Genomic DNA, 12,234 nt, shown 5'->3' with positions numbered 1-12,234 from the left:
GCGGCTCAGTACCGCGGCCGGCTGGGGCGCGACGGCGAGCTCGAGCGACGGTCGTCCCGGCCGCCACGGGGGCGGTCCCCGCCGCGACCCGCGGGCTTGTGCCCGCCCTTGGGACCGGAGTCCTCGCGGAGGTTGAGCCGGCGGCCACCGATGACGGCGCGCGCGAGCTTCTCGCGCGAGCGGGAGTCGAGGTCGGCGCTCACCTCGACGAGGCTGAAGCTGGGGAAGATGTCGATCTTGCCGATGTCCCCACCGCGCAGCGAGGACTCGCCGGTCAGCGCGCCGACGATCGCGGCCGGGCGGACCCCGTCGCGGTGGCCGACGTCGACCCGGTAGGTCGTCCCGTCACCGCCACCTCGGGGGCGGCGGGCGACGCGGCCCTTGGGCTCGCGCCCGTCCTCGAACCGGGCGCTGAGGAACTCCCCCTGCTCGTCGACCTGCTCCTCGCGCCGGGTGCGGCCGCGGCGGTCGTCACGCCCGGACGACCCGGGACGGTCGTCCTTCCAGGAGCGGTCGCGCTCCTTGCGGGCGGGCAGGGCCAGCTGGTCGGGCTCCTGCTCGGACCGCGGCCGGGGGCCTGAGTCGCCGACGGCGAGGGCGAGCAGCGTGGCCGCGACCTCGGCCGGGTCGGCGGGGGCGGAGACGCCCATGGCCTCGGTGAGGAGCTCGCGGTACATCTCGAGGCGACCGGCGTCGTGCCGCTCGGACGCCTGGAGCAGGATCTTCTGCGCCTTGTGCCGGGAGACGTCGGCCGGCGTGGGGATGACGGCCTCGGTGAGCGTCGCGTTCGTCGCGCGCTCGATCTGGCCGAGCCGGCCCCGCTCGCGGGGCGTGAGGAACGTCAGCGCCCGGCCCGTGCGGCCCGCGCGGCCGGTGCGGCCGATGCGGTGGACGTAGGAGTCGGTCTCGCGCGGGACGTCGTAGTTGACGACGAGGCCCACCCGCTCGACGTCGAGCCCGCGGGCGGCGACGTCGGTGGCGACGAGGACGTCGAGCGTGCCCTCCCGGAGCCGCTCGACGATGCGCTCGCGCTCCTTCTGCGGGACGTCGCCGGACAGGGCGGCCGCCTGGACGCCGCGGCCCTGGAGCTCGACCGCGACCTCCTCGACCTGGGCCTTGGTGCGGACGAACACGATGGCCGCGTCGGCGTCGGACACCGCGAGGATCCGGGCGAGCGCCCCGGTCTTGTGCCGGAACGGGACGACGGCGTAGGTCTGCTCGATGTTCGCCACCGTGCTCGCCGGCGGGGTGACCGACACGTGCGCCGGGTCGGTCATGTGCGTGGCGGCCACGCGGCGGATCTGGGACGGCATGGTGGCCGAGAACAGGGCGGTGCGCCGGTCGGTCGGGACGTGCGACGCGATCGACTCGACCTCCTCGGCAAAGCCCATGCGCAGCATCTCGTCGGCCTCGTCGAGCACGAGGAACGTGACGTGCGTGAGGTCGAGCGAACCGCGCTCGATGTGGTCGATGACGCGACCGGGGGTCCCGACGACGACCTGCGCGCCGTCCTTGAGCCCGCGCAGCTGCGGCGTGTAGGAGGAGCCGCCGTAGATCGGCAGCACCTGGAGCCCGGGCATGCGGTGCGCGAAGTCGGCGATCGCGTCCGCGACCTGTACGGCCAGCTCGCGGGTGGGGGCCAGGACGATCGCCTGAACCTTGCGCAGCGACGGGTCGACGGCGGCGAGCAGCGGCAGGCCGAACGCGGCGGTCTTGCCGGTGCCGGTCTGGGCGACGCCGACGACGTCCCGCCCGCCCATGAGGACGGGGATCGTGCGGGCCTGGACGTCGGTGGGGGCGACGAAGCCGAGGTCCTCGACGGCGCGGAGCAGGTCCGTCGGCAGGCCCAGCGTCGCGAAGGTCGCGGGCTTCTCGTCCCGCTCGGCGGGGCGCTTCTCGCCGGCCGTCGGGGACGCGGCCTGCTCGGCCGTCGAGGACTCGGCCTGCTCGTCCGCAGACGTCTCCGCCTGCTCGGCCGGGGCGTCGATGGCCGCACCGGTGGGCTCGTCCCGCTCGGCGGGGGCCGGCTGCGACGCGGCGTCGTCGTCGCGGTCGTTCGTGGGGTTGTCGACGTGATCGGACATGGTTCTCCTCGGGGTGCGGCGAGCGGGGCGCCCAGGACGGGGCGCATGCCGCACAGTGCCCGGGAAAGGTCCGCGCCTTGTGCGTCGGACTGCGAGGGGGCGTGCACGGCCATGGATGGCGCGCTCGACTCGTCAGGCTACCGCCGCGGGGCCCGGCGCGTCCGGCGCGGTGCCGGTGAGAACCGGCACAGGCGGTGCACGGTCGCGCCGGATCGGCCGCGCACGGACGGGCGGATCGGTTCGATCGCAGCCGGACCGGCGGACCGCACCGGCGGACCGGATCGGCGCCGCTCGGCCCCGTCAGTCCCGTTCGGTCCCGAGGGTCGCGCGATCGCCCTGGGACCGGAAGTAGGCGGACGCCGACCCCACCGCGAGCACGAGTCCGATCCCGAGCGCGGCGACGTAGGGGAGCTCTCCGGACGCGCCGGGCGGGGCGACCGCGACCGCCACGCCCGTGAGGGCCACGAGGACCGCTGGACCGAGGGCGTCGGCGATCTGGAGGTGGGCGCTCACCTCGCCCTGGCGCGACCGCGGTGCCCATCCGAGCGCGAGGACGGACGAGGAGGACATCGCGAGCCCGATCCCGCCGCCGGCGACCACCCACGCGACGATCGTCAGCCAAGCAGGCACGGCCGGCCACGACGTCGGCAGCGCGAGCGCGATCCCGACGGCCAGCATCGAGGCGCCGATCCACGGCAGCCGCGCCCTCGTCGCCTCGGTCCGCACGCGCGCGGCCACGACCGAGGCGGCGCCCCACGAGAGCGACCCGACGGTCAGCACGCTCCCGGCCGACATCGCGCCCCACCCGTGCTGCTCCTGCAGGAGGAGGACGAGGTAGACCTGGGTCGCGACGTACGCGCCGTTGAGCAGCGCGCGCCCCGAGATGAGCGCGGGGACCCGCGGCCGCAGGCTCAGCGCACCCGCCGGCAGCACCCGCGGAAGGCTGACGACCAGCACGACGACGCCGAGCGCGAGGAGCACCCAGTCCGTCACGGTGAGCCCGACGCCCTCGCCGGGCGCCGAGCCCGCGGACTGGAGGAGCGCGGCTCCGACGCCGGCGCCGACCCCCACGGCGATCGCGAGCACGCCGCTCGACGCGCGACCGCCGTCGTCGGCCGGCGCTGCGCCGGACTGCGGCGGCGCGGGCGCGGAGGGGGCAGGGCCAGGGACCGGTGCGTCCGCCGGGGTGGTGCCGTCAGGCAGCGGCGCGTCCGGCGTCGGGGCGTCGGGTCGTGGCGTCGTCGAGACGTCCGCCCGGGCGCCCCGGGGACGCGTGTCGTCCTCCCTCGCCGCCGCCTCGTCCCGCGCGAGCCGGGCGAGGACGGCGATCACGAGGACGAGGGACGGCAGGGCGACCCCCGCGATCCCGAGGAACACCCACCGCCAGGACAGCTGGTCCGCGAGGAAGCCGGCCAGCAGGGGTCCCACCAGCGACGGCACGACCCAGGCCGCGGAGAATGCGGCGAAGAACCCGGGCCGGCGCCGCGCGGGGACCACGGTGCCGACGAGCACGTAGAGCGGCACGATGACGAGCGCCCCGCCGATCCCCTGGACGGCGCGGCCGAGGACGAGCAGCCACATGTCGGGTGCGAGGCCCGCGAGGGTGAGGCCGGCGATGAACGTGACGATGCCGGTCACGAGCGCGGTGCGGGTCCCGCCGGCGTCGCACCAGCGCCCGGCCGCGGTGGTCGTGGCGACCTGCGTGGCGAGCGTGATGCCGTACGCGAGCGCGTAGAGCTGCCCGCCGTCGAGGTCGCGGGAGACCGACGGCATCGCGGTGGCCACCGCGAGGGCCTCGAACGCGACGAACGTGATGAGCGCGATGGAGACGACGAGGAGGAGCCGGATCGTCCGCGCGTCCGTCCGTTCCGCGAGGTCCTCGCCCGCCGCTGCTGCCACACGCGCATCGTCGCCCGCCCGCAGGCGGGGGACAAGCGGGCCGCGCGTGAGTCGTACCATCGGAAGGACGCCCCCGCCCGTCTCGCGGGGTGCACCCCGACGGAAGGACCACCCGTGCTCCGCACGCGCCCCGCAGGATCGCTCACCGCCGCCGACGCCGGCACCGAAGTCACGCTCGCCGGCTGGGTCGACCGCCGGCGCGACCACGGCGGCGTCGCGTTCCTCGACCTGCGGGACTCGTCGGGCATCGCCCAGGTCGTCGTCCGCGACGAGGACGTGGCCCACGAGCTGCGCAGCGAGTTCGTCGTCCAGGTCACCGGCGAGGTCTCGATCCGTCCCGAGGGCAACGCGAACCCCGACCTCGCGACCGGCGAGATCGAGGTCATCGCCACCGACCTCACGGTCCTCAACACCTCCGCCCCGCTGCCGTTCCAGGTCTCCGACCACGCCGGCGACTCGGGTGCGGTCGGCGAGGAGGCGCGCCTGCGCCACCGGTACCTCGACCTGCGCCGCTCCGGCCCGGCCGCCGGCATGCGCCTGCGCGCCAAGGTCAACCAGGCCGCGCGCCGCGTGCTCGACGCCCAGGACTTCGTCGAGGTCGAGACCCCCACGCTCACCCGGTCCACCCCGGAGGGCGCCCGCGACTTCATCGTCCCCGCGCGCCTCGCCCCGGGATCGTGGTACGCCCTGCCGCAGTCGCCCCAGCTGTTCAAGCAGCTGCTCATGGTCGGCGGCATGGAGCGCTACTACCAGATCGCCCGCTGCTACCGCGACGAGGACTTCCGCGCCGACCGGCAGCCCGAGTTCACCCAGCTCGACGTCGAGATGAGCTTCGTCGACCAGGACGACGTCATCGCCGTGGCCGAGGAGATCCTCGCCGAGCTGTGGGCGCTCATCGACGTCCAGATCCCGCGCCCCATCGCCCGGATGACCTACGCCGAGGCCATGCGGCGGTTCGGGTCGGACAAGCCGGACCTCCGCTTCGGGGTCGAGATCACCGAGCTCACCGACTTCTTCGCGGGCACGCCCTTCCGCGTGTTCCAGTCGCCCTACGTCGGCGCCGTCGTCATGCCCGGCGGCGCGAGCCAGCCGCGCCGCACGTTCGACGCCTGGCAGGACTGGGCCAAGCAGCGCGGCGCCCGCGGCCTCGCCTACGTGACGATCGCGGAGGACGGCACCCTGGGCGGGCCGGTCGCCAAGAACATCTCCGACGACGAGCGGGCCGGCCTCGCCGCGGCCGTCGGCGCCGAGCCCGGCGACTGCGTGTTCTTCGCCGCGGGCGAGGCCACCCCGTCGCGCGCCCTGCTCGGGGCGGCCCGCGGGGAGATCGCGCGCCGGGTCGGTCTCATCGACGAGGACGCCTGGGCGTTCGTCTGGGTCGTCGACGCTCCGCTGTTCAAGCCGGTCGCCGAGGCCGTCGACGAGGGCGACGTCGCCGTGGGCGGGGGCAAGTGGACAGCCGTCCACCACGCCTTCACCTCGCCGACGCCCGAGTGGATCGACCGCTTCGAGGAGGACCCGGGCGAGGCGCTGGCCTACGCGTACGACATCGTGTGCAACGGCAACGAGATCGGCGGCGGCTCGATCCGTATCCACCGCCGCGATGTCCAGAGCCGCGTGTTCGACGTCATGGGCATCGGCGAGGAGGAGGCGCAGGAGAAGTTCGGCTTCCTGCTCGACGCCTTCCAGTTCGGGGCGCCCCCGCACGGCGGCATCGCGTTCGGCTGGGACCGGATCGTCGCGCTCCTGCACGGCGTGGACTCGATCCGCGAGGTCATCGCCTTCCCCAAGACCGGCGGCGGGTACGACCCGCTGACCGGCGCGCCCGCGCCCATCACCGACGACCAGCGCGCCGAGGCCGGCGTCGACGCCGAGCCCGAGGACGACGAGGCGGAGGGCGCTGCCGCCGCGGACGGGTCCGGCGACGCCGGCGCGCCGACGGGCGCGGCAACCGGCTCGGCCGGCTCGGCGACCGCGCCCGCGGCCCCCGGGGCGTGACGACCGCGACCGGAGGGTTCCTCGACGGCGACCTGTTCTACCGCGCCCAGGCGGCGCGGATCGGCGCCCGGACCGTCGCGGAGAGCGCGGCGGCCGGCGTCGGCGTCGGGCCGGACCCGAACGGGACCGGACGGCGCATGCTCGCGGCGGGCGACGTCGAGGAGATCGTCGACCTCCTGCTCGCCCACCCCGTCGCCGACCTCGTCTCCGCCCAGGCGCCGGACGGGACCCTGGCCGCGCTGCGGCGTCGGGCGGCGACCGACCCGGGCGCCACGGCGGCCGCCGCCCCGTGGCTCGCCATGACGACGGGCCGGGCGTGGGACCTCCTCGCCATCGACGAGGCGCCGGCCCGGAGGCCCGGGGAGGAGCACGCCGAGCTCCTCCCGTCGGACGACGCGGGGGCCGTCGTCCGCGACGTCCTCGCCGAGGCCTACCCGGACACGTGGGCGCTGCAGCACGTCGAGGACCACGACTGGACCGGGTACCGCGACGGGGACCGGTGGCTCGCCGTCATGGCCTCGAGCCGCGCACCCGTGCAGGGCGGGGGAGAGGTCGCCGTCCTCTCCGGGCTCGGCACCCGTCCGGCCGACCGGGGACGCGGCGTCGGCTCGGCCCTGACGTGCGCCATCACGCGCCGGGAGCTCGCCGCCGGGGCCCGCGTCGTCCAGCTCGGCACGTGGGCCGACGTCGACGGGCCGCGGCGCCTGTACGAGTCGCTCGGCTTCGCGCACGTCCAGCGCGTGGAGAACATCCACGCGCGCCCGGCCGACTGACCGCGATCGACGACGTCGTCACGTGTCGCGACGTGCCCCGTCGGCCGGTGCGTCGATCGCGCCGGCGATGCGGTGCTCGACGGCATCGGTGGCCGCCGTCGGCAGCACGACGAGCCCACCGAGCTCCCGGGTGGCCCGCCGGTAGGCCGTCTGCCGCTCGGCGTACGTGGCCGACCCGTCCTCGGCCAACGCGAGGAACTTCTTGGCTCGCAGCAGCGCCTGCTGCTCGGTCACGGAGAAGTCCGAGGTCTGCCGGCGCCGTGCCTCCTGCTCGGCGACGTCGAACGCGGTCTCGTACCGGCGCACCGCCTGCCGGTACTCCTCGTGCAGCTCCGGGTCGGTCGGACCGCCGTCCTCGTCGGGTCGCAGCGCGTCGGCGTCCCGCCGGGCCTGGTGGAAGTCGACGGTCAGCGGTTCGCGCATGTCGGTCATCAGCGGGTGGTCGATGAGCTTGGCGATGTCGAGCTCGTAGTCGAGCCAGCGCCGGTCCACCGCGTCGTGCCGCGAGCGCGTGCGATCGAGCGTGCGCCGGGAGACGTCGTCCCGCTCCACCTCGGCGGCTCGCGCACCGTACTTGATCCGCGCGAGCTCGATCTTGTGCTTACGCCTGCGCTTGTCCCACGTGCTGACACCGCTGGCGATGCCCCCGACCGCGCCGCCGACGACCCCGCCCAGCGGGAACACCAGCCACCAGTAGTCGGCGACGAAGTCGAGGATGCCCACGGCTGAAGTGTAGGGAGTCCCACATTCCAGGCCTGTGGTGCCGACGCTGGGTCGGTCGACGACAGGCGACGCCGCCGGGGCTCCGGTGGCACGATGGGGCGATGGTACGCCACCTCGACATCCACCCGAAGGACCCGGAGCCCCGCAAGATCGCGCAGATCGTCGACGTCCTGCGCCAGGGCGGCCTGGTCGCCTACCCCACGGACTCCGGGTACGCGCTCGGCGCGACGCCCGGCAACAAGGAGGCGATCGAGCGGATCACCCAGATCCGGCGCCTCGACAAGAAGCATCACTTCACCCTCGTGTGCCACGACTTCGCGCAGCTCGGGTCGGTCGTCATCGTCGACAACTCCGACTTCCGGCTCATCAAGTCGCTCACGCCCGGGCCGTACACGTTCATCCTCACCGCCACCAAGGAGGTGCCGCGGATGATGGTGCACCCGAAGAAGCTGACCGTCGGCGTGCGCATCCCCGAGCACCCGGTCGCGCTCGCCCTGGTCCGCGAGCTGGGTGAGCCGATCCTGTCCTCCACCCTCATCCTGCCGGAGGCCGAGGAGCCGATGTCCGAGGGGTGGGTCGTCGCCGAGGAGATCGGCCACGCGCTCGACGCGATCGTCGACTCCGACGTCACCTCGACCGAGCCGACCACCGTCCTCGACCTCAGCGAGGGTGACGTGCGGGTCGCGCGGGTCGGCGCGGGGGACGTCAGCCGGTTCGAGTGAGCATGGACGAGTGAGCCGGGTCGCCGCCGGGCGGCGTCGGCCGTTTCGAGTGAGCCCGTAACCGGCCACCGGTCGGCCGTGCCGCCCGCCCCGAAATCCCGAGGCAGGCGGCGCCGGCCTGGCCTACGATCCTCCGCGTGCCACCCGCCATCCACGCCTCGAGGCTGCGCAAGACGTACGGGGACTTCGTCGCCGTCGACGACATCGACCTCGAGGTGGCGCCGGGGGAGAGCTTCGGACTCCTCGGCCCCAACGGCGCCGGCAAATCGACGACGATGCGCATGATCGGCGGCACCCTCGACCGCACGGGCGGCGAGCTGAGCGTGCTCGGCATGGACCCCGCGGCGCAGGGCCCCGAGGTCCGCGCGCACCTCGGCGTGATCCCGCAGCAGGACAACCTCGACGAGGAGCTCCGCGTCAAGGAGAACCTCGTCATGTACGGCCGGTACTTCGGCATGTCCCGCCGCGAGCTGACGGCCAGGGCCGACGAGCTGCTCGAGTTCGCCCAGCTCACCGACAAGGCGACCGCCAAGGTCCAGTCCCTGTCCGGCGGCATGAAGCGGCGCCTGACCATCGCGCGGGGCCTCGTCAACGACCCGCGGATCCTCCTGCTCGACGAGCCCACCACCGGCCTCGACCCGCAGGCGCGGCACATCCTGTGGGACCGCCTCTTCCGGCTCAAGGAGGGCGGGACGACCCTCGTGGTGACGACCCACTTCATGGACGAGGCCGAGCAGCTGTGCGACCGGCTCGTCGTCGTCGACCACGGTCGGATCATGGCCGAGGGCTCGCCGCGCGACCTCATCCGGCGCTACTCCACCCGCGAGGTCGTCGAGCTGCGGTTCGGCGCCGACCGCAACGCCGCCGTGGTCGACACCCTCGCCGACGTCGCCGACCGCACCGAGGTCCTCCCGGATCGCGTGCTGCTCTACGCGGACGACGGCGAGTCCCTGCTCGAGGAGGTCGCCCGCCGCGGCCTCACCCCGCTCACGTCGCTCGTGCGCCGCTCGTCGCTGGAGGACGTCTTCCTCCGGCTCACCGGCAGGAGCCTCGTTGACTGAGCGGGAGAGCAGCCCCACCTTCGACACCTCCGCTGCCCCCACCTCCGCGGGAGCGACCGAGCGGCACCTCGCGATGGCGGCGAGGGCCCGGCGGTGGGGCTGGTGGTACGAGGTCGAGGCCTGGTTCCGCGGCTTCCGCTCCTACGCGATCTCGGCGTTGATGTACGCCGTGGGGCAGCCGCTGCTCTACATGGTCGCCATGGGCATCGGGCTCGGCATGCTCGTCAGCCAGGGGGCCGGCACCGTCGACGGGGTCGACTACCTCACCTTCGTCGCGCCCGCGATCCTCGTCTCCACGGTCGTCATGTCGGTCACCGGCGAGATGACCTACCCGGTGATGGGCGGGTTCAAGTGGCAGCGGCTCTACTACGCGCCCGCGGCCACCGCGCTGAGCCCCGGTCAGATCGCGCACGGCCACTTCCTCGGGGTCATGCTGCGCTTCGCCGCCCAGTGCGTCGTCTTCTGGCTCATCATGCTCGCGTTCGGCGCGACCACGTCCCCCGCCTCGGTGCTCACCGTCCCTATCGGTGTGCTCGCGGCGGCCGCGTTCGGTGCCCCCGTCCAGGCCTACGCCTCGACGCTCGAGGACGAGGGCTTCCAGTTCTCCGCGATCCAGCGGTTCGTCGTCATGCCGATGTTCCTCTTCGCGGGGACGTTCTTCCCGCTCACGGTCATGCCGGTCTACCTCCAGTGGATCGGCTGGATCTCCCCGGTGTGGCACGGGAGCCAGCTCGCCCGCGTGGCCTCCTACGGGGCGGACGTCGCGCCGTGGCTCGTCGTCGTGCACGTGGTGTTCCTCCTCGCGTGCACCGTGGCCGGGCTGCTCTGGTCGCGGCGGTCCTACACGAGGCGGCTGAGCTCGTGAGCGCGCGGTCGGTGGTGCGGTCCCTGTGGGCCGGCAACGTGGGTGCGGTCCTCGAGCGCGGCTTCAAGGTGGTCCTTGCGCAGAACTGGATCATCGTCGTCTCGGGGTTCTTCGAGCCGGTGCTCTACCTGCTGGCCATGGGCATCGGCATGGGCGGGCTCGTCGGGGAGGTGAGCGGCCCCGGCGGGCGGACGGTCGAGTACGCCGCCTACATCGCGCCGGCGCTGCTCGCGACCTCGGCGATGAACGGCGCGATCTACGACTCGACCTTCAACGTCTTCTTCAAGCTCCGCTTCGCCAAGCTCTACCAGGCGATGCTGCAGACGAGCCTCGGCCCGCTCGACGTGGCCCTCGGCGAGATCCTCATGGCCCTGTTCCGCGGGTTCCTCTACGCGAGCGGCTTCCTCGGCGTCATGGCGATGATGGGCCTGGTCACCAGCTGGTGGGCCCTGCTCATGGTCCCGGCGGCCGTCCTCGTGGCGTTCGGCTTCGCCGCCGTCGGCATGGGGATCACGAGCTTCATGACGAGCTTCCAGCAGATGGACGTCATCGGGTTCGTCATGCTGCCGATGTTCCTGCTCTCGGCCACGCTCTACCCGATCGACGTCTACCCCGAGGCCGTGCAGTGGTTCGTCCAGGCGCTCCCGCTCTGGCACGGGGTCGAGCTCATGCGGCACCTGAGCGTCGGGCACGTCGACCTGGCCACGCTCGGGCACCTCGGGTACTACGTGGCGATGGTGGCCGCGGGGCTGTGGCTGACCACCGTGCGGCTGCGGAAGCTGTTCCTGCGCTGACGGCCTCCGCAGGTCCTGCTCGACGCGGCAGGCACCGTCGTCAGGGCCGCGGGTCCGCGGCGTCGTAGTCGAGGAAACGGCGCTGGACCGACACGAGCACGGTGAGCGCCACGACGCACGCCACCCCCGCGCCGACGAGCGCCCAGCCCTCGCCGGTCACCGTGGCGAGCGAGCCGAGGAGGAACTCGCCGAGCCTGGGCCCGCCGGCCACGACCACGATGAAGATCCCCTGGAGCCGCCCGCGCAGGTGGTCGGGGGTGGCCACCTGGAGGATCGTCGTGCGGAAGACCATCGCCATCGAGTCCGCCGAGCCGGACAGCGCGAGCGCCGCGCACACGAGCACGAGGGCCCACGTGGTGCCGAGCTGCCCGCCGACCAGCACGGCGACCCCGGCGAGCCCGACCGCGACGCCGTACGCGCCGACCGCCGCCACCGTCCCCACACCCTGGCGGCGCACGCGTCCCACGGGCCCGGAGAAGGTGAGGGCGAGCAGCGCCCCCGCGGCGATCGCGGCCGAGAGGACGCCGGTGGTCCCCTCGGTGCCGCCGAGCCAGACGATGGCGACCGCCGGCAGGAGCGCCCGCGGGTTGGCGAGCACCATGGCGCAGAAGTCGGTGAGGAACGTCATCCGGATGTTGGGGGCCGTGGCGAGGAACCGCACGCCGTCGGCGACGGACCGCAGCCCCGGCATCCGGGCGCGGACCCCGGCGACCGACCCCTGCGGCGGCACGGGCGGCAGCGTCCACATCCCCCACATCGCCACCGTGTACAGCAGGGCGTCCCCGAGGTAGGTCGCCGTGTACCCGACGTGCTCGACCATGAACCCGGCGAGCAGGGGGCCGACGAACATCGACCCGGACATGACGATCGCGTTGAGCGCGTTGGCCGCGGGCAGCTGCTCGGGCGGCAGGAGGCGCGGGTAGATGGACGAGCGCGCGGGGGAGACGATCGCGAACCCGGTCGAGTGCAGCGCGACGAGCGCGTAGAGCACCCACGGGTGCGTGTTGCCGAGCGCCGCCTGCGTGACGTTGAGCGCGCCGGTGACCCACAGGAGCACGCCACCGGCGAGCGCGACCTTCCGGCGGTCGAACACGTCGACGACGGCTCCCCCGTACAGGCCGACGACGACGATGGGCACGAGCGCGAACAGCCCGACGAGCCCGACCGACATCGAGGACCCGGTCTGCGCGTAGAGCTGGAGCGCGATCGCGGTCGTGGCGAGCTGGGCGCCGACGGCGGACGCGAGCTGGCCGATCCACAGGTGCCGGTAGGGGACCGACTCGCGCAGCGGGGTGAGGTCGACGAGGAGCCGCAC

Annotated in this window: 10 protein-coding genes; 6 read left to right on the top strand and 4 right to left on the bottom strand. The window is 73.9% G+C overall.

Features of this window, described 5'->3' with window-relative positions; all coding sequences use genetic code 11:
• Nucleotides 1-5 precede the first annotated feature (5 nt).
• On the bottom strand, nucleotides 6-2,084 hold the full coding sequence (locus tag AC24FB_RS15445; protein ID WP_425714084.1) for a DEAD/DEAH box helicase: 2,079 nt from the start codon (nucleotides 2,082-2,084) through the stop codon (nucleotides 6-8).
• A 300-nt stretch (nucleotides 2,085-2,384) separates the two neighbouring features.
• Nucleotides 2,385-3,983, bottom strand: a complete 1,599-nt coding sequence (locus tag AC24FB_RS15440; protein ID WP_425714083.1) for an MFS transporter — start codon at nucleotides 3,981-3,983, stop codon at nucleotides 2,385-2,387.
• Between the two features lie 114 nt (nucleotides 3,984-4,097).
• On the opposite strand from AC24FB_RS15440, the gene aspS reads away from it, so the two are divergent.
• Complete coding sequence (gene aspS / locus AC24FB_RS15435; RefSeq protein WP_425714082.1) at nucleotides 4,098-5,981, top strand: aspartate--tRNA ligase; 1,884 nt, start codon at nucleotides 4,098-4,100, stop codon at nucleotides 5,979-5,981.
• A complete protein-coding gene (locus AC24FB_RS15430) occupies nucleotides 5,978-6,754 on the top strand; it encodes a GNAT family N-acetyltransferase (RefSeq protein ID WP_425714081.1) in 777 nt (258 codons plus the stop codon). The genes aspS and AC24FB_RS15430 overlap by 4 nt, the downstream gene beginning before the upstream one ends.
• 18 nt (nucleotides 6,755-6,772) lie before the next feature.
• Here the strand turns inward: AC24FB_RS15430 and AC24FB_RS15425 are convergent, their stop codons facing one another.
• Nucleotides 6,773-7,477 (bottom strand): hypothetical protein, encoded by a 705-nt coding sequence (locus AC24FB_RS15425; RefSeq protein WP_425714080.1) that lies wholly within the window; start codon nucleotides 7,475-7,477, stop codon nucleotides 6,773-6,775.
• 101 nt (nucleotides 7,478-7,578) lie between these two features.
• Here AC24FB_RS15425 and AC24FB_RS15420 point away from each other — a divergent pair, with 101 nt between their 5' ends.
• The 4 genes from AC24FB_RS15420 to AC24FB_RS15405 all read left to right on the top strand — a co-directional run bounded on the left by AC24FB_RS15420 (nucleotide 7,579) and on the right by AC24FB_RS15405 (nucleotide 10,919).
• Nucleotides 7,579-8,199 (top strand): L-threonylcarbamoyladenylate synthase, encoded by a 621-nt coding sequence (locus AC24FB_RS15420; protein ID WP_425714079.1) that lies wholly within the window; start codon nucleotides 7,579-7,581, stop codon nucleotides 8,197-8,199.
• Between the two features lie 137 nt (nucleotides 8,200-8,336).
• Nucleotides 8,337-9,260: an ABC transporter ATP-binding protein gene (locus tag AC24FB_RS15415; protein ID WP_425714078.1), complete on the top strand. Its 924-nt coding sequence runs from the start codon at nucleotides 8,337-8,339 to the stop codon at nucleotides 9,258-9,260.
• Nucleotides 9,253-10,125 carry an ABC transporter permease gene (locus AC24FB_RS15410; RefSeq protein WP_425714077.1) on the top strand — a complete coding sequence of 291 codons (873 nt, stop codon included), beginning with the start codon at nucleotides 9,253-9,255 and terminating at the stop codon, nucleotides 10,123-10,125. Before AC24FB_RS15415 ends, AC24FB_RS15410 begins: the two co-directional genes overlap by 8 nt.
• Nucleotides 10,122-10,919 carry an ABC transporter permease gene (locus AC24FB_RS15405; protein WP_425714076.1) on the top strand — a complete coding sequence of 266 codons (798 nt, stop codon included), beginning with the start codon at nucleotides 10,122-10,124 and terminating at the stop codon, nucleotides 10,917-10,919. The genes AC24FB_RS15410 and AC24FB_RS15405 overlap by 4 nt, the downstream gene beginning before the upstream one ends.
• A 40-nt stretch (nucleotides 10,920-10,959) precedes the next feature.
• Here AC24FB_RS15405 and AC24FB_RS15400 read toward each other — a convergent pair whose 3' ends face one another.
• On the bottom strand, nucleotides 10,960-12,234 hold the full coding sequence (locus AC24FB_RS15400; RefSeq protein WP_425714075.1) for an MFS transporter: 1,275 nt from the start codon (nucleotides 12,232-12,234) through the stop codon (nucleotides 10,960-10,962).

The sequence above is a fragment of the Georgenia sp. Z1344 genome, from assembly GCF_057652375.1.
Note: the sequence above shows the minus strand (reverse complement) of the source record. Positions and strands in the feature narration are given on the sequence as shown.